Origin of the sequence: Pseudoalteromonas amylolytica (assembly GCF_001854605.1) — a bacterium.
Classification (GTDB): Bacteria; Pseudomonadota; Gammaproteobacteria; order Enterobacterales; family Alteromonadaceae; genus Pseudoalteromonas; species Pseudoalteromonas amylolytica.
The window spans coordinates 763,640-787,377 of sequence record NZ_MKJU01000025.1; the positions used below are offsets into that span (position 1 = coordinate 763,640).

General features: G+C 42.4%; 22 protein-coding genes. 8 read left to right on the forward strand and 14 right to left on the reverse strand.

Annotated features, from left to right (window positions below):
• Window positions 1-64 precede the first annotated feature (64 nt).
• The 3 genes from tsaA to BET10_RS09925 all read right to left on the reverse strand — a co-directional run bounded on the left by tsaA (window position 65) and on the right by BET10_RS09925 (window position 3,141).
• Complete coding sequence (tsaA, locus tag BET10_RS09915) at window positions 65-769, reverse strand: tRNA (N6-threonylcarbamoyladenosine(37)-N6)-methyltransferase TrmO (RefSeq protein ID WP_070985387.1); 705 nt, start codon at window positions 767-769, stop codon at window positions 65-67.
• Between the two features lie 111 nt (window positions 770-880).
• Complete coding sequence (locus tag BET10_RS09920) at window positions 881-1,357, reverse strand: acyl-CoA thioesterase (protein ID WP_070985388.1); 477 nt, start codon at window positions 1,355-1,357, stop codon at window positions 881-883.
• Window positions 1,358-1,491: 134 nt separating this feature from the next.
• The gene (locus BET10_RS09925; protein ID WP_070985389.1) at window positions 1,492-3,141 is read right to left on the reverse strand and encodes an electron transfer flavoprotein-ubiquinone oxidoreductase; all 1,650 of its coding nucleotides are present in this window, start codon (window positions 3,139-3,141) and stop codon (window positions 1,492-1,494) included.
• 176 nt (window positions 3,142-3,317) lie between these two features.
• Between BET10_RS09925 and BET10_RS09930 the strand changes: the two genes are divergently transcribed.
• Window positions 3,318-4,070: an electron transfer flavoprotein subunit beta/FixA family protein gene (locus tag BET10_RS09930; RefSeq protein WP_070985390.1), complete on the forward strand. Its 753-nt coding sequence runs from the start codon at window positions 3,318-3,320 to the stop codon at window positions 4,068-4,070.
• On the forward strand, window positions 4,067-4,993 hold the full coding sequence (locus BET10_RS09935; protein WP_070985391.1) for an electron transfer flavoprotein subunit alpha/FixB family protein: 927 nt from the start codon (window positions 4,067-4,069) through the stop codon (window positions 4,991-4,993). The genes BET10_RS09930 and BET10_RS09935 overlap by 4 nt, the downstream gene beginning before the upstream one ends.
• A gap of 315 nt (window positions 4,994-5,308) precedes the next feature.
• On the opposite strand, the gene BET10_RS09940 is transcribed toward BET10_RS09935, so the two are convergent.
• A complete protein-coding gene (locus BET10_RS09940; protein ID WP_070985392.1) occupies window positions 5,309-6,028 on the reverse strand; it encodes a hypothetical protein in 720 nt (239 codons plus the stop codon).
• 90 nt (window positions 6,029-6,118) lie between these two features.
• Entirely contained in the window at window positions 6,119-6,943 is an 825-nt protein-coding gene (locus tag BET10_RS09945) for a collagenase (protein ID WP_070985393.1), read from the reverse strand.
• A 216-nt stretch (window positions 6,944-7,159) separates the two neighbouring features.
• Here BET10_RS09945 and BET10_RS09950 point away from each other — a divergent pair, with 216 nt between their 5' ends.
• The 3 genes from BET10_RS09950 to BET10_RS21800 are packed head-to-tail and all read left to right on the forward strand — an operon-like array spanning window position 7,160 to window position 7,772.
• Window positions 7,160-7,351, forward strand: coding sequence for a DUF3185 family protein (locus tag BET10_RS09950; RefSeq protein WP_070985394.1), 192 nt, complete (start codon window positions 7,160-7,162; stop codon window positions 7,349-7,351).
• A gap of 32 nt (window positions 7,352-7,383) precedes the next feature.
• On the forward strand, window positions 7,384-7,512 hold the full coding sequence (locus tag BET10_RS21795) for a VOC family protein (protein ID WP_240503667.1): 129 nt from the start codon (window positions 7,384-7,386) through the stop codon (window positions 7,510-7,512).
• 20 nt (window positions 7,513-7,532) lie between these two features.
• Window positions 7,533-7,772, forward strand: coding sequence for a VOC family protein (locus BET10_RS21800; protein ID WP_240503668.1), 240 nt, complete (start codon window positions 7,533-7,535; stop codon window positions 7,770-7,772).
• A 60-nt stretch (window positions 7,773-7,832) separates the two neighbouring features.
• Here the strand turns inward: BET10_RS21800 and BET10_RS09960 are convergent, their stop codons facing one another.
• Window positions 7,833-8,999 carry a LamG-like jellyroll fold domain-containing protein gene (locus BET10_RS09960; RefSeq protein ID WP_070985395.1) on the reverse strand — a complete coding sequence of 389 codons (1,167 nt, stop codon included), beginning with the start codon at window positions 8,997-8,999 and terminating at the stop codon, window positions 7,833-7,835.
• 226 nt (window positions 9,000-9,225) lie between these two features.
• Between BET10_RS09960 and BET10_RS09965 the strand changes: the two genes are divergently transcribed.
• Window positions 9,226-11,409, forward strand: a complete 2,184-nt coding sequence (locus tag BET10_RS09965; protein ID WP_070985396.1) for a hypothetical protein — start codon at window positions 9,226-9,228, stop codon at window positions 11,407-11,409.
• A gap of 62 nt (window positions 11,410-11,471) precedes the next feature.
• Complete coding sequence (locus BET10_RS09970) at window positions 11,472-12,560, forward strand: Fic family protein (RefSeq protein ID WP_070985397.1); 1,089 nt, start codon at window positions 11,472-11,474, stop codon at window positions 12,558-12,560.
• A 67-nt stretch (window positions 12,561-12,627) separates the two neighbouring features.
• Here BET10_RS09970 and BET10_RS09975 read toward each other — a convergent pair whose 3' ends face one another.
• Window positions 12,628-14,454 carry a di-heme-cytochrome C peroxidase gene (locus BET10_RS09975; RefSeq protein ID WP_070985398.1) on the reverse strand — a complete coding sequence of 609 codons (1,827 nt, stop codon included), beginning with the start codon at window positions 14,452-14,454 and terminating at the stop codon, window positions 12,628-12,630.
• A gap of 135 nt (window positions 14,455-14,589) precedes the next feature.
• Complete coding sequence (locus tag BET10_RS09980) at window positions 14,590-17,076, reverse strand: TonB-dependent receptor (protein WP_070985399.1); 2,487 nt, start codon at window positions 17,074-17,076, stop codon at window positions 14,590-14,592.
• A gap of 158 nt (window positions 17,077-17,234) precedes the next feature.
• On the opposite strand from BET10_RS09980, the gene BET10_RS09985 reads away from it, so the two are divergent.
• Window positions 17,235-17,759 (forward strand): YaeQ family protein, encoded by a 525-nt coding sequence (locus BET10_RS09985; protein ID WP_070985400.1) that lies wholly within the window; start codon window positions 17,235-17,237, stop codon window positions 17,757-17,759.
• A 48-nt stretch (window positions 17,760-17,807) separates the two neighbouring features.
• Here the strand turns inward: BET10_RS09985 and BET10_RS09990 are convergent, their stop codons facing one another.
• From BET10_RS09990 to nrdA, 6 genes are all read right to left on the reverse strand, one after another.
• Entirely contained in the window at window positions 17,808-18,401 is a 594-nt protein-coding gene (locus BET10_RS09990; RefSeq protein WP_070985401.1) for an outer membrane beta-barrel protein, read from the reverse strand.
• 188 nt (window positions 18,402-18,589) lie between these two features.
• A complete protein-coding gene (locus BET10_RS09995; protein ID WP_070985402.1) occupies window positions 18,590-19,126 on the reverse strand; it encodes a DUF924 family protein in 537 nt (178 codons plus the stop codon).
• A gap of 57 nt (window positions 19,127-19,183) precedes the next feature.
• A complete protein-coding gene (locus BET10_RS10000; protein ID WP_070985403.1) occupies window positions 19,184-19,483 on the reverse strand; it encodes a hypothetical protein in 300 nt (99 codons plus the stop codon).
• Between the two features lie 189 nt (window positions 19,484-19,672).
• Window positions 19,673-19,945: a class I ribonucleotide reductase maintenance protein YfaE gene (yfaE, locus tag BET10_RS10005; RefSeq protein ID WP_070985404.1), complete on the reverse strand. Its 273-nt coding sequence runs from the start codon at window positions 19,943-19,945 to the stop codon at window positions 19,673-19,675.
• Window positions 19,945-21,075 (reverse strand): class Ia ribonucleoside-diphosphate reductase subunit beta, encoded by a 1,131-nt coding sequence (nrdB, locus tag BET10_RS10010; protein WP_070985405.1) that lies wholly within the window; start codon window positions 21,073-21,075, stop codon window positions 19,945-19,947. The genes yfaE and nrdB overlap by 1 nt, the downstream gene beginning before the upstream one ends.
• 51 nt (window positions 21,076-21,126) lie before the next feature.
• Window positions 21,127-23,412: a class 1a ribonucleoside-diphosphate reductase subunit alpha gene (gene nrdA, locus BET10_RS10015; RefSeq protein ID WP_070985406.1), complete on the reverse strand. Its 2,286-nt coding sequence runs from the start codon at window positions 23,410-23,412 to the stop codon at window positions 21,127-21,129.
• Window positions 23,413-23,738 lie beyond the last annotated feature (326 nt).

Below are 23,738 nucleotides of genomic sequence, written 5' to 3' on the forward strand. Positions count from 1 at the left end.
AATGTAATTGTTTTTGGTAATAATAGCGCGTAGTTTATCAGCGCCAGCGCGCTTAACAAAGCGTTTATTCTCGGGTTATCTCAATCACTTGATTGTGTTCACCGTCTACTTGCCAGCGAATATTAAATTCGTACAGGCTCATGCCGTAAAATTGCGTTTGCTGCTTTTGCTTTTTATAGGCGGGACGAGGGTCTTGCTTGAGTACGTTTATAATGAATTCTTTTAATTCTGGATAGCGGGTTTGTTTAGCTATAAATTGTTCGGCTTGCTCACTAAAGCTTACGGTCATTAAAGTTTCTGGGCGGGTATCCGCAAATCCAGCGCTGGCATCTATCATAGCGTCTGAATAGGGTAGATAGGGTTTAATATCTACTATGGGCGTGCCATCTAGTAGGTCTATGCCAGAGAGCAATAGGGCGAGCTGAGCGTTTTTATACTCAACACCCTCAAGTTTTACTGCGCTCATGCCAATACCGTTAGGTCTAAAGGTTGCCCGTGTTGCAAATACACCTTTACGCTCATTGCCACCAAGGCGAGGAGGGCGAACCAGTGCTGAATAACCTTTATCGGCCGTTTCATGAAATCTAAAAAGCAACCACAAGTGAGTGAACTCTTCGATACCGCGGACAAACTCTTCACGATTAAAGTCGCCGCAGAACACCAGTTTTGCTTTTGCTTGAGGCACCAACCTAGGTTGACGAGGTATGGCAAATTTTTGCTTGTAAGGGGATTGAATAAAACCAACTGGCTGGATCTGATAGTTCTGCACTGTGTCTCTTGCTTCGGTTGTTTAGGGCGGGCAAGATTGTAGCGCGTTCATGGATGTTAATCCATTACCAGCATCCTGAGCGAATACTTGATATTGTGAGGACTTAACAAACTAGTCGTCAATTGTACGTTGTAGTAAAGATTCAGTTTCTATTGCAATTTCTTTCATCTTGATTGCGTATAATTCTAGCTTTTTCTGCTCTTGCGTTTTCGCTTTGAATTGCGGAACTGGTAGGGGGTAGCCTGCTTTGTCCATCGCGATAAAACTAATGATGCAGTGATTACTTTCAACTAGGGATTGTTTTTGTGGGTCACCGCAGCGAACACGAATGAATATTTGCATACTGGTTTTGCCTGTATGGGCGATTTGTGCTGAAACCTCGACTATCTGGCCAACAAGAATAGGACGCTTAAAGCGTACACCTGCAACCGAAACCGTTACACAGTAACTTCCGCTCCAGCCAGCGGCACAAGCATAACCTGCCTGGTCTATCCACTTCATAACAATGCCGCCATGGACTTTGCCACCAAAATTAACGTCGGTGGGTTCGGCCAAAAATCTAAATACTACTTCGGAGTGTCCACTCATTTCCTGTACTCACGGTTGTGTCTTTTGATTAAGTATATGCAATATCTGAGGTTTTGCTGAACTAGGAGGGATGTAAGAAAAAAGGGGCCTATTTGGCCCCCAGCAATTTGGGTTAGAATTGTAAAGCTGTCAGATCACATATTAGGGTAGTTTGGTCCACCAGCGCCTTCAGGTGTAACCCATGTAATATTCTGACTAGGGTCTTTAATATCACAGGTTTTACAGTGCACGCAGTTTTGCGCGTTGATCACAAACTGTTTCTCGCCAGCGTCATTCTCATTGATTTCATACACGCCTGCTGGGCAATATCTTTGTGCTGGCTCTGCATATTTTTCGAGATTGACTGAAATTGGAATACTGGCATCGGCCAATTTAAGGTGACATGGCTGCGATTCCTCATGGTTGGTATTCGATAAGAATACCGACGAAAGCTTGTCAAAGCTCAGCTTACCATCCGGCTTAGGATAATCTATTTTGTCACATTCAGAAGCTGGTTTTAGCATCGCATGGTCGTGGTGCGTGTCTTTAAATGTAAACGGTAAAGCGCCTGAAAATATATTCTGATCTAGTGTGTTATAAGCGCCCCCTAGAATTCTACCTAGTTTGTGGATAGCAGGGCCAAAGTTACGCGACTGATATAGTTCTTCGTATAGCCAGCTAGCCTTGAACTTTTCAGCGAAACTAGCTAAGTCAGCTTTTGGCTGCTCATCAGCAAGGGCTTCGATAATGCAATCAGCTGCCAACATGCCTGATTTCATCGCGGTGTGATTGCCCTTTATTTTGGCAAAGTTCAAAGTGCCGGCATCACACCCCACAAGTAAACCTCCTGGGAAGTGCATTTTAGGCAGTGAGTGGAATCCGCCTTTCGCGATAGCACGCGCACCGTAAGACACGCGTTCACTCCCTTCTAGCACTTGTGCAAAAAGAGGGTGGTGTTTCATGCGTTGGAATTCATCAAATGGGCTTAGGTATGGATTACTGTAGTTAAGATCGATGATTAAGCCGACAACAACCTGATTGTTTTCGGCGTGATACATGAAAGAGCCGCCGTGGGTGTCTTTTTCAAGTGGCCAACCAGTACCGTGTACTACAGTACCTTCTTTATGCTTACTTGGGTCAATCTGCCAGATTTCTTTAAAACCAATACCATAGTGTTGTGGCGTTGCATCCTTATCTAGTTCAAATTGCTTGATCAGTTGTTTACCTAAATGACCACGACACCCTTCGGCAAATACAGTGTATTTAGCGCGTAGTTCCATTCCTGGCATATAGCTGTCTTTAGGTTGACCGTCTTTATCTACGCCCATATCGCCAGTAACAATACCCTTTACTTCATCATCTTCGATGATTAAAGAGTGCGCGCTGAAACCCGGGAATATCTCTACGCCGAGCTGCTCAGCCTGCTCAGCTAACCAACGACATACGTTGCCCATAGAAACAATGTAGTTACCATGGTTTTTGAATGTTTTTGGTACGGCGATATGTGGGATGCTGGTGGCATTTGCCTGATCTTTAAACAAGTAAATCTCATCAGTCGTGACTTCGGTGGTTACGGGGGCACCTTTATCTTTCCAATCTGGTAGTAGTTCATCGAGTGCTTTAGTCTCAAATACGGCACCTGACAAAATATGTGCACCCACCTCAGAGCCTTTCTCAACGACACAGATCATCAGTTCTTTTTCTTGTTGTTGTGCCTGTTGTGCGAGTCGGATTGCGCAAGATAAGCCAGCAGGCCCTGCGCCAACCACAACTACATCGAATTCCATGGTTTCGCGTTCAACCATTTTAACCTCACTATGTTTTGACGGTGTATTAACTAAAAAGAGGCTTTAGTTTTGATTACGTTAAAGTAAGGTTATTTTAGGTTGACGTTTACGTCAACAGGAAGTAGTCTGATTCCATAAAATAATTATGTTGACGTATACGTCAGCTTTAAGAATAACCAGATGATGGAGTTACCATGAAAGTACTTGTGCCAATCAAGCGAGTGATTGACTACAACGTCAAGGCTAGAGTAAAGCCAGACAACAGTGATGTTGATTTGAGCAATGTAAAAATGGCCATGAACCCATTTTGTGAAATTGCTGTTGAAGAAGCAATTCGTCTAAAAGAAGCTGGTACAGCCAGTGAAGTTGTTGCTGTGTCGATTGGTGATAAAGCATGTCAAGAGCAGTTACGTACAGCTTTAGCGCTTGGTGCTGATAAAGCTATTCATATTGAAACAGACGCTAAATTAGAGTCATTACATGTGGCTAAACTACTTGCTAAGTTAGTTGAGCAGGAAAGTCCAGAGTTAGTTATTCTTGGGAAGCAATCAATCGATTCAGACAATAACCAAACTGGGCAAATGCTCGCAGCTTTAACTAATCGTAGCCAAGGTACCTTTGCCTCAAAAGTGGTAATTGAAGAGGGTAAGGCGCAAGTAACCCGTGAAGTTGACGGTGGCTTGCAAACCGTGTCGTTGTCTTTACCAGCTATCGTAACCACTGACCTTCGTTTGAATGAACCACGTTATGCATCTTTACCTAACATCATGAAAGCAAAGCGTAAGCCACTTGATATAATCGCTGCCGATACTTTCGGTGTTGATCTTGCCCCACGCGTAGAGCTGCTGAAAGTTGAAGAGCCAGCAAAACGTGAGGCGGGTATTATCGTTGAAAGTGTAGAAGAGTTGGTAACAAAACTAAGAACTGAAGCAAAGGTGATCTCATGAGCGTATTAGTCATTGCAGAACATGAAAATGGCCAATTAAAGCCAGAGACTGCAAAAGTTGTAAATGCAGCAGCGGCGATTGGCGAGAGTGTAGAAATTCTAGTAGCAGGGTCTAATGTTGCTGACGTTGCCAACAGTGCTGCTCAGATAGCCGGTGTAAGCAAAGTGCGTGTTGCTGATAGCGCGTCATTTGAACATCAGTTGGCTGAAAACACAGCAGACTTAGTTGTTGAGCTTGCAAGCAGCTACAGCCATATTCTTGCCAGTGCATCAACAACAGGAAAGAACATTCTTCCACGCGCAGCGGCGTTGTTAGATAAATCACAGATTTCTGAAATTATTGCCGTAATAGATGCAGATACCTTCAAACGTCCAATTTATGCGGGTAATGCGATTGCCACAGTTAAGTCTAATGAATCACAAAAAATGATCACGGTTCGTGCAAGTGCATTTGATGCGCAAGGCGAACAGGGCGCATGTGACATTGAAACTCTATCAATGGACATTGATAACAAACTCAGTGCGTTTGTGGGTGTTGAACAAACAGAATCTGAGCGTCCTGAGCTCAATGCTGCGCCTGTTGTTATTTCTGGTGGCCGAGGCATGCAAAACGGTGAAAATTTCGCATTACTTAATGGTATTGCAGATAAACTCGGCGCGGCTATTGGTGCTTCAAGAGCGGCTGTAGACGCAGGGTTTGTTCCTAACGATATGCAAGTGGGTCAAACGGGTAAGATTGTTGCACCTGATCTGTATATCGCAGTGGGCATCAGCGGTGCTATTCAACACTTGGCGGGTATGAAAGACTCAAAAGTGATTGTTGCCATTAACAAAGATCCAGATGCCCCAATTTTCCAAGTCGCAGACTATGGTTTAGTGGCTGACTTGTTTGACGTGCTACCTGAACTCGAAGCAGCTTTATAAAAGAATAATAACAATTCTGGTTGTTAAAGCCGTTGTGCCGTATGGCCGCGGCTTTTTTTATGTATGCGATATTACTTTATCGCGTTAGAACTTCAATTTTTTTGCCTAATAACTCCTTCCTCTTACCATATTTGTGCCAACTAAAGTTGAAACGCCTGATTTTGTTGAGATCGAAGTAGGAGAACTTATTACATATGCTTGCCTTCTAAGAGCCATATCCATAAAGCACGCACAGTAGGTTAGGGGCAACGAATAGCCAATTTATGGTTATTCGTTGCGTCACGGCAACTTAGCTTACAAATGTACTTGAACATGCTAAAGCTGTACTTGGACTTTTTGCTGTAGGAATTGTTCAGAGCTTAAGCTGCTAGATTGACACTGTTCGATAGCCTTAGTTGAAAACACCCATACCAAACTCTGCGGTTGCTCATCTTTGCTGTCAGGCCAGCTATTGAGAGTAACGGCCACTGATTCGTCGAATGGCTTATCTAGCGACGCCATCAAATCAAACTTAGTTTCACTACATAAAACATTCGCTGCAATTTGTTCTACGGTTGTAATTAATTGAGCCCGTTGATACTGACGAGAGAGTTTGTTGGTCAGTGCGTTATATTGCTCAGCTAACTCAGTTTTTTGTTGGTTTGCCTGAGCCAATTCTTGTTTAAGTTTGGTTATTTGATCTGCTGAGGCTTTATCCGAAATCATGGCTTGTTGCTTTTCAAGACTAAAAATCTGGTGAGACAAAACTCGAAGCTGCTGTTTGAGTGCCACAAACTCGTCATTTTGACTAAAGCTATGAGCGATGTGCGGTGCAGGTGTTTCATCGTCATCAATTTTAAATTCAAACGCGATGTGAACGCCTTGGGCGGGGGCATAAAGTGTATGAATATCATCAAGTTTTACTCGAGAATCTTGAATACTTTGAGTCAATTTATTGTTTAGTAAATTAGACAGTTGAACAAGTTCACTATGTTTCGGTAGCGATAAGGCTTTAAAACTAAATAATAATGTAAGTAACAACAGTGGTTTGCACATGCGGTATTCCTATAGAAAAGCAAAGAATCAAATCTGTGAATAATGGGCCACGCATAGCTTGGCCCATTTATATTTAGAGTTGGCTAACTGTTATAAAGACACCAGCCAAGTTTGCCATTCACTTTCATAGGCGCTGCTCCACTGCGAAAGCTGCTGTTGATAGGCTGACCAATCAGCTTCTCTGGTATTGCTACGAAGTACGCGTACATCCTCCATATGACGTTCCATCATGAAGCGCGCGGCTAAATAACCCCAGCGATAGATTTGATCTGTGCTGTTGCTGTAGTCTGTATTTAACACCGTAGCGAGAGATAAGTTCTGTCCTGATTGGTTGATGAGCGCAACCGCATCGGCATTGTTATCTTTTAAAGAGATGTACTCAGCAAGTCCTTCGCTCCACCAAACGGTATTTTGTGGGTAGTCTGAAAAGTTACCTTTGAGGTTAAAACGACCATCCAAATAGTGCACGTACTCATGCTCTAAATTCCAAATTGCAAATTCAGGTCTGAGCCAGTCAGCTTCATGAGCATAAAAGGTCGCCTGATTGCTAGGATCGGTCGCATTGCCTTCAATATACATGCCGCCGTTATTGGTGTTGATGCCAAAAAAGCGTGAACCATAGCGATTGTATTGCTGGTAATCATCAAAAATTACCATTAATAAGTCATCGTTAAGATCATTGCTAACAGGCTGCCACGCAGTTTCTAGGCGTTGGTGAAAGTAAGTTTCTTCAGTACCAACGATATAGCATGAGTCATCAAACTGTGTGGCTGTCATATCTTGAGCTTGAAATCTCAAGGTGTCACTACAGGTATGGCGCAATGGCAAAATATTATCTGGAGTTGGCTTACCTTTTGCGACTGCTGATGTTGCTGAAGCTGCTAGTAATGCGCTGATAATTATTGAGTATTTCATTAGGGATGTTCCTCCGGTTATTGTTTTTTTGTTATTAATCCGGCCAGATTGTTGAATTAATGTATAGCACAATATGAATAATGTATACAATATACTCAAAAATATTCCACGTAGACTTCTTGTTAGTGGCTGTATTGCAGAAGGTGGAGATTTGCACAATTGAAAAAATCCGCTTTACTCAGTAGTTAACAGTTGCGTAAAGAAGGATGTAAATCGATGAATAATAAACTTATTGGCATTATCTTCATTATTGGGGGAGTTGCTTTGGTGGCGTGGGGTTACAACATTTATGATTCAGCAGAATCACAACTTGGAAGAGCATTGAGTGGAGAAACCCCTCTTGAAGCATGGGCAGGTATGGTAGGTGGCGCGATTTGTGTTGCTATCGGCGTGTTTAGAATAAAATAATAGCCTTCTAGTAACACAGGTATAGGTAAGATATGAACGCCATATCAAAGTTGGCTCAGATAGCGATAACTGTGAGTAATGTCAGTGTAGCGCTGAGCTTTTATCGAGATATTCTTGGTTTAAACTTGCTCTTTTCACCTTCTGATAATCTCGCGTTTTAAGCTGTGGAGATACGCGAGTTATGTTGACTACTCCCCAAGGTTACGGTGAGATAGGGATAAACTCCATAATGTATTTTTCAGTAAAGGATATAGAAACAACATTTGGGAAAATGGTGGACAAGGGGGCAGAGCTTGAGCGTTTTCCTCAATTAAGTGCAAATATGCCAGATCACGAATTGTGGATAGGTTTTTTGAAAGACCCTGACGGCAACCTTATCGGTTTGATGGAAGAAAAACCACTCAAAAATACAGGCATATAACTTACATCGCTATTTATTAAAGCTTCACTATCGGTGCGCAAAGTTTCGTTAAATATGATGTTATAAGCCGGCTATGTCGTGTCGGTCGTGTGACATTGTGCCACCTTTACTTGCAATACTAAAACAGCTTCTTTGATTGCCTTTTTGATAGTCTAAATGTACCTCTTGTTGATCGAGTGCGCGATGATGTAGTGCGACCTCACCAATTGCTCCTTTAAAAAGACCTGTATGGTAGGATGATCTACTGCCAATTCTCAAAGGCATATCATTGGCAAGAGAACCGCTTCGCTTGGTCGGATCATGAATACAGCTGGGCTGTCCATCTATATAAAAACGAAGTCCGTCGGGGTCATCCCTATCTACTGAAACTGCGACATGATGCCACTTTCCATCTGAAACGGATGAATTTGAAATATATGTAGTGCAAGCACCATTATCTTGTTCGCAATACCAACTACCAATACCATCTGCCAGTTGAAAGCCTAACTTCCCGTCGTCAACAAACATTACATAGCCTTGAACGGTATCCATCTGGTTTTCATATCGCTTATCAATTATTACTCGCTGATCATATGAGTCGGTTTTTATCCATGCTGTCACAGAAAAGTCGCCAAATGTGATATCAAAATCATCGTTATCAGGCAGCTCTATAAAGTCATCGAAACCATCGAGGCAAAATGCGAGGTCCTGTTGTGATCTTGCAAGACGAATTGCATTTTCTTGGTTAAGAGTGATTTTAGGGCTGTTTGCTATGGGAAGGTTAGCAGTAGATAATGTCCAAAAAGCGGTTCCTACAAACGCAATTGAAATAGTACTAGCCGTGCCTAGCAAACTGTTCTTAAAGCTTATTTTTTTATTTTTCCGATACTTCCAGCGCAGTGGACCATCAACATAGTAACCTTTACCCCGCAAATTTTTAATGTACTCATTCTCAGGTGTTTGCCCAAGTGCTAAACGAAGCATTCGGATACGTTGTTTAACATTTTCATCACCCGTTACCACATTTTTCCACACTAACGTCTGTAATTGTGCACTGGTAAGTGATTTCGGTGAATGTTCGAGCAGCACACATAACAAGCTAAAGGATAGAACAGGAAGGTGTATTTCTTGTGCTTGCTTATAGACCTTTTGCGTATCAAAGCATACAAATATGTCGTATAGCCAGACGCCAGTGTATCTTGCTGTAATTGTTTGAAATTGCAATTGTGTACTGCTGGCAATCATCATTTACCACTCATATTGTTTTTCCATTTTAGGTAAATTTATTTTACGCATTATTTAACCATTTTTTCCATAGTTATAACTAATTTAATTTTTAAATCACCTTATTTTCACCCAATTTCACTGTTATTTACCAACATTGATACACAAAATTGAAACCGAACGTCCAGTTTTGGGGCGTGAATATATGGGCTTTATCAAAGCCAGTTATTAATTTTTTCGGGAATAGTTTATGAAACTGCAACAAGTTAGTGGCGTTGCCTTACTCGGGGTCGCTCTGAGTCTTTCCAGTACCAGCACCAGTGCATTGGATAAATTGGTCGCAGCACAGCCAATCAAAGCCATTGAAAAGGATGAAAACTACAGTGAAAGTAAGCATCTGAACGGCTGGGGATGGAATCAAAATGCCTCAGCGGATGTACAAAAATTAAAGAATTCTAACTCGCTAATGACCGTAAATAGTACCACCGATGGCGGTACACAAACATCACCGCCAGCTCAAGTGAACCTGCCACAGGTCACTCAAGCACATCAAGGCTCTAGATTTTTTAGGGGCCCAATGTCTAGCATTGATGTATATTGGGATGTTGATTCGACGGAAACAACTGGTGCACATGTTTATCGCGTATTTGCCAATGAAGATGGCAGAGGGTGGAGGCAAAAAGGTACTACTTATGATCACGATATAGACATTTCCGTGTCAGTGGAGAAAAGTTTAGATGTGGCTGTTCAGCCATGTGTACAAACTGACTCTACTACAGAGTGTGGTGAAAAAGTGCCTGCAGGCATGTCTTTTAGGGTGCCAGCTTCAGGAACCATGGGGTGGTCAGGTATTATTGAAACGATGGCGCCAAACTTTGGACCCAATGGCCGCGTTACAGAGTTAACGACTTATCTAGGAAAAGCATATGATGCGGTTCGTGAAGGCGTCGCGCCAAACAAAACCTGTTTTGCACAAGATGTTGGGGAAAACGCGAAAACTGTTCCTGGCAATGGTGTCGAGCAGGAAATTATACTCGTTGATACAAGGCGGGCAGCGGCATCGTTTTTAGACATAAAGAATACTTTGAAAGGCTCTGCAACGTTTAGTGGTATCGAATCAAAAGATAACCTATACAAATATAAGCTGTTTAACTATGCAACCAGCGCATCACACCAAGCAACTTATCTTGGTAAATTTGTCTATTCAGCTAACAAACTTGTCGCGCGTAGTTCATCAGAGCTTCACGTATCACCACAATATCAAGCTATGTTGATCAATGCTGCCAACGCGGTGGAACCCAGCGATAAGCAGGGCTATAAGGAAAGCTTCAGAACTGAATGCGGTGACCAATACGTTGACTCGATTGAGATAGGGAAAGAGATTTACTTCTCGATACGCATGCTCAAAGAAAAGAGCTCTAATTATAAGCTCACTGAGAATAAAGAGGAATTCAAGATAGAAGTTGAGTCCTTGATGGAGGGCGGTTTCAGTTACCTTGAGAAGCAAGCTTTGCTCGAAAAATACAGTAATTACGTGTTTGAGATTAAATCTACAGCAGCGGGTGCTAGTTTTGAAGGGAACATTACAAATCACATGTCATTGGGTGGTTTCTTGGATTACCTTGAGAGCTTTTCACAAAGCGGCTCTCCTCATTATACTGTGATAGGCATGACAGCTACACACTATCCTACACCTTCCGCCATTACTCATCTACCACTTAGAGAAGTGTTCTTAGATTACTACACGCCGCTGGATAATATCAGCAAATGGGCATTGTTCCACAATCAAGTAGAAGAACGGTGTGGGATCTATGGACCCCAAGCTGAAGTTGCCACCATATCAGGCACAAAAATCGCTGGGCATATTGGAAAGATATTCAACAGTGGGCTTAATCGCTTTCAAAACATGATTTGTGATAATGTGCGAGAAGCGGTTTCTGCTGAATATGCAAATTGCCTAGCACAAGGTGAGTGGAAGTCATGCTTAGCTGGGCCAAGAGACAGTCAATGTTATATCAGTGGTGAAGCTTGTCTAGATTATGCCACAGACATCTATTACACCATTCCAGTTGAATACAGCAGTTTACTTGAAGAGTATCAAGGTGATTGTCATCAGTTGTCTGGTGAATGCGTTAAAATCGCAAGCACATCTGCTTGTTTAGCTACACCAGATCAGGTTTTGGACTATCGCGTGAACTATGATGTGTCTCCAACCGATGTCTATGACCGAGTCGCACCGGGCGTCAAAGTGATAGAAACAGACCTTTGGTATGTCAGTTCGCTTAACACGGCTTTAAAATGGCGTGGTAGACAAGCGTGCGCGACTTTAGACGCAAGACTTGTCTCTAAAGGCTACCGTAAAAATACCTCACGTTACAAAGGTGAACTGACCATCTACGGATTCGATGTTTATCCAAACACCCCTTATCAATAGTTGTTTATAGAGTAAACGTGCAGACGAAGTGAAATCTTTGTCTGCACACTATGGAGGATTATATGGCTAGCTTTGAAACTCTAACGTGGCACACAAATCAACAACCTTATCAATCATATGTTCCAGATATGATGCTAGAAAAACCAATTCGGACTTCACAGAGGCTTAGAGATGCGCTGGAACAGTTAAACCGCTTTGCAATCAGCTCGGACCATAAAGCGTTCTTTAATAGATATTTATCCGGTAATGTTAGCCTTCGTGAAGGTACAGGCGTAACACACAAGCAACTCGCATTATGTTCGGCAGGTATACCCACAAAAGATTCTATCGTTCGCCAGTTATGGTCGCAAATGTACAAGTTTCAGTTGGGTTGTGACTATGCAACCAAGCTTTTTGAAGGAAACGGAATGTGGCAAATCCCCACATTGCTGGAATTGCATTGTTGCTTAGCGCCAGAAGCCCCCAACAGCGGTCAGTTAAGAATGACAACTTGCTGGATCGGCGGAAAATGTCCCACCAAGGCACGGTTTGTAGCAGCGTCACCACAGCGCTTAGAGTCATTAATGGAAGATTGGTTGTCGTTTGTTAATGAGAAGGCTCAAATAGGGCTAGAAAACATATTATTGGCGTATGATCAGTTTTTGGTCGTTCACCCATTTTCCGACGGCAATGGTCGGGTTTCAAGAGTATTCATGGAATCGGCTTTGAATCACCTACGACAGGGATACTGGTTACACCCATTATTCTTTCGACTAGCAAACTCTGCAGCGAACTATATTCATGCTCATAATGCTTACCAAAGAGACGAGCTTGAGCCTTGGCTTGCTTATTGGGAAGACGCGTTTGAATGGTTAGTAGAAAAACAAAAACAGATTAAGGAAATATTGCGCCAGTGTGAGCTGCAGGTGGACCGCGCATTGTTGTGTTCTGAAAAACCGCCATTATGGGACGAGCTAAAAGCTCAATTGTATAAAACACCAATTATAAATATGGAAGTTGCGCATCAGTATACTCAATCCGTTACCTTGATGATACAAAGTGGAGTATTGCAAGTGAAACATGTGAGCGAAATGAACAATATGACGGTACTTGAATGCCCAAGTGTGTTTGAGATGTGGCAGAAGTGGGAAGAGTCTTTACTGGTTAGCTAGTGACAAAAAGATGGTATTGAATTTAAACAACAGGACACCATTGAGTTGGTGTCCTGCCATGAAATGTTTAAAGAGTTTTCATATATTCAATAACTTGCCATTTTTGTTCATCGTTTAGGTCAGTACCATAACTGTGACCACGGTTTGAATTTCCTGGCATGATCTTTCCGCCACTTCCATTTACTTTAAATTTATTCAGTCCAGCGGTTGTGTCAAAGCCAACGTTGACAGGGTCAAACTCACGACTACCCACCCAGAACTCTGTTACTCGCTGCTCAGGCTTTTTCATAAGCTCGTACAGATTAGGTACTGAGCCGTTATGCAGGTACGGTGCCGTTGCCCAAATCCCATTCAGTGGACGGCCTTTGTACACGCCACCGTCATAAACGCCGTCGACGCAATCTGCTTCTACCTCATCTGCTTTTTCGCCGCGTTTTTTCAGGTGTTGAACCAATAAATTTTCTAACTCTTTAACCACACTTATTTTGTTGCCATTAGCATCGGTGCGTTCAGGAATATTACCCGCTTTTAGTGCAAGCGGGAGGTCTTTGAGTACCAAGCCCACAACGCCATTAACTGGAATGTCAATTGCGTTATCTACCGCTTGGAATTTAGAACCAATGAGAATGCGCTCTTTTGTACCTTCTAAAAATAGCGTTTTCGCCATATGGCACGATGCATTGTTGGCGGTGACAGGGTCGGTTCTTAGCTCACTAATTAAGGTTTGGTTTGCGATATAATCCAAGTGCTCTTTATCGCGAGGAATAACTTGGTGGCAGCTAGCACATTCTTGTTTGTAAAGAATTGCGCCCTTAGCGGCTTTTTCCGTATCAATGGCGGGGAAGTATTCAAGTGGCCACTGAGGAGAGCGCAGTGTTTTAACCCAAGATTCTAGATTACCCAAACCTATCATGTCGACAGTTGAGCTATAGCGGGCGTGTTTTCCAAATACTCTTTGTATAAATGGGGCTTCTTTAATTTCAAGCTCTCCAAATACGCCAACCACTTCACCAATATTTCTCACTAACGGACCAACAATAGGTGTGTTTGGCGCTGAGGCGTTCCACTGTACAACGTCTGACTGGTGTGTACCCCATAAAAATGGATATGAAACCGGGCCCGTTGGCGCGTTTTTGTTCGTTAAATCGTTTAACGCAAATGCTGTTCCAGCATTTTGAATATTACCAAATGCGTCTAGTCGGGCATAGCTGGTAAAATCTTGTGGGTAGTCTTTGGGTAGCGCATTGACTGCTTGGCGCTGTGCCGTTTGCAAAGCAATTTCTTGCAACCGTTGCTTGAGGTCGTTTTTGGTTGTTGCATTGTAACCTGAGCCCAATACATTACGTGCAAAGCGTTCGAACTTGGCTTCTTCATTTAGTGTTTTGTTTAAAGCTGCTACGAGTCTGTCGAAAAACAACACGAAGTTTGCCAAAGTAGGGGCACCATCAACTAAAATTTTGGTGCCTTTATAGTCAATCTGATTGGTGTGACACGCCGCACAGGTCATGCCAACCCAATTTTCACCAGTGGTTTGATTACTGTGCCGTGCAAAACCAATAGGAAGACCTCCAGGGTTTTTTTCACTGGCTTTACTTGGTAAGTAACGCAAGGATTCCATATGTTCTGAGTGTCGGAATAACTGTGTGCTGTCAGCTTGTTCAAGCCAAACAAACCAAGTATATGGGATGATCTGTGAGCCTTGGTTGGTAAACCAGAAGTTTTCACTTATTTCCTGACTCCAACCTTGATCTAGCCAGGTGCGGTCAGGGACTTGCCCTTGCTCTGGGGTGACCTGGATTGGATCGGGTGGGGCAGTGTGACGGTTAGTTGTACAGCCGATGGTGGTTAAAAGTCCCACGACACTCAGTGCCGCGGCGAAATGCAACTTGCTCATTATATTTTCCTTGCAACAGTGGATTGTAAAATAATAGTTATATTTTGTTACAGTTGCTATTACACAGAATTACAAGCAAAAAAAATGTAATGTTGACTGGCACATACAGCGTGACAGTCAACATTACATGGAGCGTTAGAAGTAAGCGCGAATACCTAATTTTACGTTTCTACCAGGTAATGGAGCTTGTTCTTTGATAAATGAACTGTGTACAAAACCAAGTTCATCTGTGAGGTTGTCCAGGTTCAAATAGCCTACAAAGTCGATGCCACTGTGACTGAAATCATATTGCACACTGGCGTCGACAATAGTGTAACCAGAAGTTGTCGTTTCGTATGCGGTGATGTCATCTTGCTTGGCATAACGTGTTACTGTCATGTTGGTTTTGAAGCCATCATAATCAAACTCGTATTTCACGCCTAGTTTGTCACTTGGGATACGTGGTAGCGGGTTACCATTTTTAAGCTTGGCGCTGAGCTTGTCAGCAAATACCTTAACGCGGTTTTTGTCATTGATGTTGTAATGAGCATCTAATTCTATGCCATAAAGCTCGGCATCATTACTTCTAAACTGGAATACGGGTAAAGCGTTTTCATGTTCGTGATCTGCAACTTCAATACCGTGTGCCTCGCTAAAAATAAGGCCAGTGCTTTGTTGGTAATAGTAGTTATCAATGTCGTTGTAAAATACATTAATGGTATAACCAAAATCGCCAATAAAGCGGCGTAAGCTTAAGTCAATATTGGTCGCAGTCTCTTGCTTGATATCTTCAGGTTCAAAGTGAACCTCGCCATCTTCGATATGATAGCCAAGTCCTAACTCATAGGTGCCAGTGGCAATATGAATACCATTCGCTAGTAGCTCTGCGGTTAAAGGCGCGCGTTCAGAGCGTGAAACATTAACAGCTACATTGTGGCCGTCCTGAAAGTGATAAACGCCACCCACAGAGGCACTGATATTTGTGATATCAAGCTGATAGTCAATTTCGGTCATGGCGTGAACATCTTCATCATGATCATCGTGATGCTCTTCATCATGGCTATCATGTTCGTGGTGTTCAGCTTCAATGATATGGCTAGATAATTGGTAGTCTTCTATACGCGCGCCTAGCTCTAGTGTGAAATCCCCAAAGGTGCGCTCTTCAAGCAAATAGACGGCGTGAGATTTTGTAGTTGTTGCAGGCGTAAATGCTTCTTCACCTTGTGCGGCGTAGTCGCTGTCACTGTAGTGATAGCCTAGAATGCCGTGCCATTGTCCAAACTTGTGCTCTACATTTGCGCGTAATTCGCTGGACTTATTGCTGAAGGTTGTACCAACTTCACCACCTTCAATTTCACTGTGCGTATAATCGGTATAACCAGCTCGAACACTGATAGCTTCAATCCATTGGTCGTGCAGTGCGTAGTTAAAAAGTGCCTGCCATCTATCTTGTTTTACACGAGCAAATACATTCTCATCGTCATGTTCATCATGACCCTCGTCGACGTTCATGTCGTGGTCATCTTCTGCATGTGCTTCTTCGTGGTCATGTTCTTCATGATGAGCATGGCTGTGCCCAGGGATCCCATAATCTGTATCGATGCGACCGAAAGAAAGGCCGACAGTGACATGTTCATTGATATAGCTGGTGCCAAAATTAACTTGTTGAGAGTCAATAAAGGTGTTTTCTACACGGTTTGCAAGTTCAGCGTGTTCATCGTGAGACTCTTGTGCATGGTCGGCGTGATCTTCATGTTCGTCGTGCTCGCCGTGTTCTTCATGCTCCTCTGAAGGTAGCTCAAAAGAAGGTGTTTCATAGTCGCCTCCTTTACGTTTTACACCATCAAAATGGAAATTAAAGCCATCTTTACCGGTCTCTAATAACGCAGCATAGGTATTCGTGTTAGAAACGCTATCATGACTGTACTCTGCAGCGCCATTAAGTGATTCAATCACATCACTGGGGATGCGATTATCAACTACGTTTACTACGCCACCAATGGCACCAGAACCATAAAGCAAGGTTGCAGGTCCACGTAATACTTCGATTTGTTGCGCTGATAAGCTGTCATTGGTATTGGCGTGATCGGGTCCGACACGCGATGCATCACTACTATCTAAGCCATTTTGGGTGATTTTCACACGAGGGCCATCTAGGCCACGAATGATTGGGCTTGAAGATACAGGGCCAAAATAACTAGCATTGATGCCGGGAATACCTTTTAACGTTTCACCTAGTGTTGGTTTAGCAGCATTTTTTAGCTCATCGCCCCCAAGGACCGATACCGGTGAGGCCATTTCTACGTTATTTTTGTGCAGGGCAGACGCAAACACTACGATGCTTTCTACCGCACTTGGCTTAAGCTGCACGGTAACAAAGCCGTTGTCTTCAGTGATGTTTATACGTTCATCAATATAGTTATTTTTGGTTACATGTAGCTGAGAATCAGCATCAACGGCAATTGTAAATTGGCCGTTTTTGTCGCTGGTTACAGATTGAGTTTTACCATGTAAATGAACTTTAGCACCACTGACAGGTTGGTTGTTGTGATCTACAACTTTACCTTTTACATCACCTGCAATTGCATAGGTTGAAAACAAAGCGGAAACAATGGCACTACTTATTAGGGACTGCTTAATCATGATCTTCGACTTGTATTAGAATGTGAATGTTTAGCGTTGTTATAATATAACACCGCAATTATTTAGATTCAATAATGTTATATTATAGCTTTCAAATTTATTGCGATTGTGATCATAACTCCTATAGTTAGAGTGAATGAAGGACTAGGGTACCGATTATGGCTAAACCATTTGTGTTCAAGGCTCGCTTGAATGTAGCTGATTTATATCATCATGCGAATCATCAGGAAGTGTTTACAACCGCATTGCAAAAAGCAGAAACATTAGAGCACTTTGTACTCAAACTGCTCGGCTACTGTGCACTTTCGTATGAGCAAAGTGCGCATATGAATAATATGGCAGAAAAACAAAAGCCAGACGTGTGGCTCGAAGATGAGCAAGGGTATATTACCGTAGCGCTATACGCGTGTCCGTTGGAACTAGAAGAAATCGTTCGCTTTTCAAAACAATTCCAAAAATTAGTACTATTGATTAAGGAGGATCCTGAATGGTTTGAGGCGGTAAAAGAACGTTTGAGCTATGTAGAGAATCTTAGTATTTTTGAACTCGAATCCGATTTTGTTAACTCTTTGAGTTCTGCGCTAAGCCGAAGTTTGCATTGGGATATTGTGATTGAACAAAACCAGATCAGCGTCAGTGACAAATTTGAGTATTATGAAACTCATGCATCGAAGCTGATCTAATTAAGATGTGTTTAGGGCAGCTCACAACCACCCTAAATATTAAGCAGCTTAGAAGCTATATGAATAGCTAACACTGATAGAAGTGATATCTGTGCCATCAAAGTCGTAGCTTTCAAAGCCTAAGGTGTATTCATGACGGTCATTTTGATAACCAACACCCGCGCCAAAGCTAAAATCGTTGCCTGAAACATCGCCAGAGCCCGCGTAACCTGCGTACGATGCCGTTGCATCAGCGTTCCATGAGTTGATTGCTATATCAGCGAATACCATAAAGCCGTTGTCGAATGTATTTTTAAGTCTAGACTTTACGTAGAGTGAGTTTAGATCTAAATCGATATTAATTGCTCTACAGATTGTTTCAGATGGACCAAAACCAGTTACACATACATTGTGAATGTTGTAGGTAGGGCTACCAAACTTTTTATAACCGCCCATAACCGACCAGTGTTCGTTGAATTGCTTACCAACAAACAACCCAAAGCCCGTTGCTTTCTCAGAACCAATGTTTTCGATATCAGAATCGATACTATCAGAGCTAATATTTGCTCCCCAGAACCACTGATTATCAGCTTGTTCTGCTTGAGCTGTAGATGCGAGCGATAGCGTAGATAAGAAAATAACAGGCAATACAGATTTTTTCACTTTTGAATCCTTGTAAATAATGAAGAGCGCGCATTGTAATACCGCTATCGGAAACATCAAATATATTTTGTATAAATATTGTCTGATTGCTCTAAAAGTATTCACACTAGAATCTTTCTGTTTGTTTTCCATACAGTTAGGTGATTGTTTAACATGCTTAATTGATAGCTATACGACTTAACGCACAGTTAAAAACTGGAGTTTGGCTGTTGCAAAAATACTCGTTCTTCTTTGCTAGAAGAGCGACCTAAAATAGCATTACGATGAGGATATCGACCAAACCTTTCAATAATCGCTTGGTGTTTTAGTTCAAACTCTAGGTTTTGCTCATTGCCAAGCGCCTGGTATAGCTTAACGGCTTGAATGTGTATGCTTGGTGATTCACTATGCATAAAAGGCAGGTAGACGAAACTGCGTTGCTGATCAGGAAGCTCTTTATCAAAGCCTTTTTCGATAGCTGTTTGTGCAAGCGCTAGAGCGAGCGGATCGCAAGCAAAAGCCAAAGGTGTGTCACGATAAATGTTTCTTGAGAATTGGTCCAGAACAATGATTTCTGCAAGGCTTCCTTGTGCTGTTGTGCGCCAGCTAAAAAGCTCAGAGCGACTCGCTTGAATATGCAAGTCTCCAAAACGGCGCTTGATCAAAGCGTCAAACTCAGCATCCTTCTGCCACCACTGCTTAGGCTCAATTTCTTCAAACCAAAATGCTAAGACTTGTTCTATCATATTGCTCACCTTTGTTGGACTTTGAACCGCTTAAAGCTAAAAACGTTGGTAATCTATTTAGTTGGATAGTGTTTCAAGCCACAGCTCAGAATTGGCTAGAATGAATTCATAGCTGTGATTATCATCAAGTATGACTCTGATAGCACTGTGTGTTATTGGTAGGATACCGCCACCTGTTCCGGTACACTTTTCTACTTTTACAATTTTAGCACGCTCAATCGTGTAGGGGCCTAACCCTCGCTCATGATTAAACGGTTCAAACGTTAACGTTTGCGCTGAGATTGATAATGTTCCGTCAGCTTTAGCGACACCTTGTTGGATAGATGCATGGGTACTTTTAATGGTGCGTTGTTGCATTGCGGGGCTCCTTGCTGTGCATTTTTAGAAAAGTCGCCACGTTAGCGTTGATTAAGGAGCATCAACATGCACAGGGCGATATGTGACACGCTTTGGTACCAATTGTTCCTGAAAATGATATTAGCAGTGAAGATCGTTGGCGGCCAGCTAAACTGTACTGGTAGCACCATAGCAAATTGATAGGTCCATTCAAATAAGAGTGAGCTTTATGTCGGTCAAAGGCTTGGTGCAACAAAGCAATACTTCACCATCTCTGACAAAGGCTAGAGGTTCTTGATTGTAAACGACTTCACCCGATTCTAATTTTGCTCGACAAGCGCCACAAAAACCCTCTCGACATTGATAGGGAACTTCAATATTTGCTTGTTCAAGCGTTTCGAGTAGTGAAGATGACTGAGCCGCAAATTCAAGCGGCTCAGTATGGTTACTTACAGTAATTTTTCGACTTGGTGTATCACCCATTACAAGTCAAAATCACCAAAATCAGAGGCGTCAACTTCTGAGTCAATTTGGCCAACTAGATATGAGCTGATCTCAGCCTCTTGTGGCGCAACTTGCACATTATCAGAAACCAACCATGCATTGATCCAAGGAATAGGATTAGATTTATTTGCAAACTGTGCGGGCAAGCCAACGGCTGACATACGAACGTTAGTGATGTACTCGACGTACTGACACAAGATATCCTTGTTAAGGCCTATCATTGAGCCGTCTTTAAACAAATACTCAGCCCATTCTTTCTCTTGTTCCGCAGCTTCAACAAACATTTGGATGGCTTGTTCTTGGCACTGCGCCGCGACGATGGCCATTTCAGGGTCGTCTTTACCATCTTGCATAATGTTTAAAATGTGCTGTGTGCCAGATAAATGCAGTGCTTCGTCACGAGCGATAAGCTTAATGATTTTGGCGTTACCTTCCATTAGCTCGCGTTCTGCAAAGGCAAATGAACAAGCAAAGCTGACATAAAAGCGAATAGCTTCAAGGATATTCACTGACATAATGCATAGATACAGCAGTTTTTTCAGCTCAAACAGGTTGATAAGAACGGTTTGACCGTTGATTTCGTGCTTACCTTCACCATACAGATTGTATAGAGAGACCTTCTCGATTAACTCATCATAGTAACGAGTTACAGCATCTGCACGTTGATTAATTCTATCATTGGTAACGATGTCATCGAAAATAACCTCAGGTGACTGAGTAACGTTGCGGATAATATGCGTGTAAGAGCGGCTGTGAATTGTTTCACTAAATGCCCAAGTTTCAATCCAAGTTTCAAGCTCAGGTAACGAAACAATTGGCAGCAGGGCAACATTTGGCGAGCGGCCTTGAACACTATCAAGTAGTGTTTGATATTTTAGGTTGCTCAAAAAAATGTGCTTTTCATGCTCAGGTAGGCCCTGAAAATCAAGTCGGTCTTTACTGACGTCGACTTCCTCTGGACGCCAGAAGAAAGAAAGCTGTTTCTCAATTAGCTTTTCGAAAATAGGGTATTTTTGTTGATCATAACGAGAAACATTGACGGTTTGGCCAAAGAACATGGGTTCTTTTAACTGATCATTATGATTTCTGCTAAAAGTAGAATAAGACATAGATTTTATACTCAATACCAAAAACAGCGGGCCAAATGACCCGCTAAAAACTTATATTTTACAAGCGCCGCCTGCACAATCGTCATCTTCTGCCTGAGCTTTTAGCTCATCTTGTGCGTCTGATGCGCCATCACGAGTGTTGTGATAATAAAGCGTTTTAACACCCAACTTGTACGCTGTAAGTAAATCTTTAAGTAGCAGCTTCATTGGTACTTTGCCGCCTTCAAATTTATTTGGGTCGTAGTTTGTATTAGCTGAGATAGTTTGATCAACAAATTTTTGCATGATACCAACTAAGCCAAGATAGCCATCATTCGATGGAATATCCCAAAGTAGCTCATAGTTGTCTTTCAAACGCTCGTACTCAGGCACAACCTGCTTTAATATACCATCCTTACTGGCCTTAACACTAATGTGGCCTCTTGGAGGCTCAATGCCATTGGTTGCATTGGAGATTTGCGACGATGTCTCCGAAGGCATTAATGCTGATAACGTTGAATTACGCATGCCATGTGCTTTGATATTTTCACGTAGTGCATCCCAATCTAAGTGCAACGGCTCTTCACAAATCTTGTCAAGGTCACGCTTGTAGGTATCAATTGGCATAATGCCTTGAGAATAAGTGGTCTCATTAAACAATGGACAAGCACCACGCTCTTTTGCCAGTTCATTTGATGCTTTCATCAAGTAGTATTGAATGGCTTCAAATGTACGGTGCGTCAGGCCATTTGCGCTACCGTCAGAATATTTAACACCATTCTTGGCGAGGTAGTAAGCGTAGTTGATAACACCAATCCCTAAGGTACGGCGGCCCATCGTTGCGCTTTCGGCTGCAGGAACTGGGTAATCTTGGAAATCTAATAAGTTATCTAAAGCGCGTACAGCAAGTTCTGCCAGTTCTTCAAGCTCATCAAGTGACTCAAGCGCGCCTAAGTTGAAGGCTGATAGGGTACACAATGCAATTTCGCCATCTGGATCATTGACATTATTTAGCGGCTTAGTTGGCAACGCGATTTCTAAGCACAGGTTAGACTGACGAATAGGGGCTACCTTTGAGTCAAACGGGCTGTGAGTATTACAGTGGTCTACGTTTTGTAGGTAAATACGTCCTGTGCTCGCACGCTCTTGAGCAAACATTGAGAACAACTCAATGGCTTTTATGCGTTTCTTACGAATTGACTCGTCTTGTTCGTATTGAACATATAAAGACTCGAACTTATCCTGATCTTCAAAAAATGCATCGTATAAGCCTGGAACGTCCGACGGGCTAAACAAAGTAATGTACTCATCTTTGATTAAACGAGAATACATGGTCTTGTTAAACTGCACGCCATAGTCAAGATGACGAACGCGGTTCTCTTCTACACCTCGGTTGTTTTTTAGTACCAGTAGATTTTCTACTTCAAGGTGCCAAAGTGGATAGAACAAAGTAGCAGCTCCACCGCGTACACCACCTTGTGAACAGCTTTTAACTGCCGTTTGAAAATGCTTATAAAAAGGAATACAGCCGGTGTGGTACGCTTCACCATTGCGGATTGGGCTACCTAACGCGCGGATTCTACCCGCGTTGATACCAATACCAGCACGTTGACTGACGTATTTTACAATTGCAGACGAGGTCGCATTGATTGAATCTAGACTATCACCACATTCAATTAATACACATGAGCTGAATTGACGCGTTGGTGTACGTACGCCCGCCATAATTGGCGTAGGTAATGAAATCTTAAATAAAGAAATCGCATCGTAAAAACGCTTGATGTAGTCAAGGCGTGTCTCTTTTGGATAATCAGAGAATAGGCTTGCGGCAACCAAGATGTATAAAAACTGCGCGCTTTCATAAATCTCGCCAGTGACACGGTTTTGAACCAGATACTTACCTTCAAGCTGCTTAACCGCGGCATAGCTGAAATTCATATCACGACTATGATCAATATACCTGTCTAACTCATCTAATTCTTGTTCTGTGTAATCAATCAGTAGATGAGGATCGTAACGCTTGTCTTCTACTAACTTGGTTACGTGATCATACAGACGTGGAGGCTCAAATTGGCCATATGCCTTTTTACGCAAATGGAAAATAGCAAGGCGCGCAGCTAGATACTGATAATCAGGAGAATCCTTATCTATCAAGTCAGCAGCAGCTTTAATAATCGTTTCATGAATGTCTTCGGTGCGAATACCGTCATAAAACTGAATATGGGACTTTAACTCAACTTGTGATACTGAAACATTGCTGAGGCCTTCGGCGGCCCAAGTGATCACGCGATGGATTTTATCTAGATCAAGCGGCTCTTTGCGGCCGTTTCTTTTGCTGACAGATAACTGTTGGTTCATAGTTGCGCCTGTATTCCTTCGGAATTGTATTTTTATGGTAAACGCACGGTTCACACTTTTGTTTATCTATTCACCACTATATATGGTGATAGGCTTACCGTGGATCACAAGATAGTGTGGATGAGCTAAATTTGCAATAGAACAACTTGGCCACAATTGTGGATAACTTAGGGATAATCGCCTCCTGTTAGTGGCTATTAACCTTTGAGGTTTTACAGCTAAACACACCATAAAAAAATCAACCAAGATGTTTTGTTTTTTTATCAATTTCAAAAAAAATTCTAACTGATTTTTTTATATTCAACTTGTGTAGGTTTTAGTTACAA

Excerpts from the sequence above, each read along its gene's own strand:
- BET10_RS09920 (WP_070985388.1), bottom strand. The coding sequence starts at position 1,357 with ATGAGTGGACACTCCGAAGTAGTATTTAGATTTTTGGCCGAACCCACC.
- BET10_RS09925 (WP_070985389.1), bottom strand. The coding sequence starts at position 3,141 with ATGGTTGAACGCGAAACCATGGAATTCGATGTAGTTGTGGTTGGCGCA.
- BET10_RS09930 (WP_070985390.1), top strand. The coding sequence starts at position 3,318 with ATGAAAGTACTTGTGCCAATCAAGCGAGTGATTGACTACAACGTCAAG.
- BET10_RS09935 (WP_070985391.1), top strand. The coding sequence starts at position 4,067 with ATGAGCGTATTAGTCATTGCAGAACATGAAAATGGCCAATTAAAGCCA.
- BET10_RS09940 (WP_070985392.1), bottom strand. The coding sequence starts at position 6,028 with ATGTGCAAACCACTGTTGTTACTTACATTATTATTTAGTTTTAAAGCC.
- BET10_RS09945 (WP_070985393.1), bottom strand. The coding sequence starts at position 6,943 with ATGAAATACTCAATAATTATCAGCGCATTACTAGCAGCTTCAGCAACA.
- BET10_RS09950 (WP_070985394.1), top strand. The coding sequence starts at position 7,160 with ATGAATAATAAACTTATTGGCATTATCTTCATTATTGGGGGAGTTGCT.
- BET10_RS21795 (WP_240503667.1), top strand. The coding sequence starts at position 7,384 with ATGAACGCCATATCAAAGTTGGCTCAGATAGCGATAACTGTGAGTAAT.
- BET10_RS21800 (WP_240503668.1), top strand. The coding sequence starts at position 7,533 with ATGTTGACTACTCCCCAAGGTTACGGTGAGATAGGGATAAACTCCATA.
- BET10_RS09960 (WP_070985395.1), bottom strand. The coding sequence starts at position 8,999 with ATGATGATTGCCAGCAGTACACAATTGCAATTTCAAACAATTACAGCA.
- BET10_RS09965 (WP_070985396.1), top strand. The coding sequence starts at position 9,226 with ATGAAACTGCAACAAGTTAGTGGCGTTGCCTTACTCGGGGTCGCTCTG.
- BET10_RS09970 (WP_070985397.1), top strand. The coding sequence starts at position 11,472 with ATGGCTAGCTTTGAAACTCTAACGTGGCACACAAATCAACAACCTTAT.
- BET10_RS09975 (WP_070985398.1), bottom strand. The coding sequence starts at position 14,454 with ATGAGCAAGTTGCATTTCGCCGCGGCACTGAGTGTCGTGGGACTTTTA.
- BET10_RS09980 (WP_070985399.1), bottom strand. The coding sequence starts at position 17,076 with ATGATTAAGCAGTCCCTAATAAGTAGTGCCATTGTTTCCGCTTTGTTT.
- BET10_RS09985 (WP_070985400.1), top strand. The coding sequence starts at position 17,235 with ATGGCTAAACCATTTGTGTTCAAGGCTCGCTTGAATGTAGCTGATTTA.
- BET10_RS09995 (WP_070985402.1), bottom strand. The coding sequence starts at position 19,126 with ATGATAGAACAAGTCTTAGCATTTTGGTTTGAAGAAATTGAGCCTAAG.
- BET10_RS10000 (WP_070985403.1), bottom strand. The coding sequence starts at position 19,483 with ATGCAACAACGCACCATTAAAAGTACCCATGCATCTATCCAACAAGGT.
- yfaE (WP_070985404.1), bottom strand. The coding sequence starts at position 19,945 with ATGGGTGATACACCAAGTCGAAAAATTACTGTAAGTAACCATACTGAG.
- nrdB (WP_070985405.1), bottom strand. The coding sequence starts at position 21,075 with ATGTCTTATTCTACTTTTAGCAGAAATCATAATGATCAGTTAAAAGAA.
- nrdA (WP_070985406.1), bottom strand. The coding sequence starts at position 23,412 with ATGAACCAACAGTTATCTGTCAGCAAAAGAAACGGCCGCAAAGAGCCG.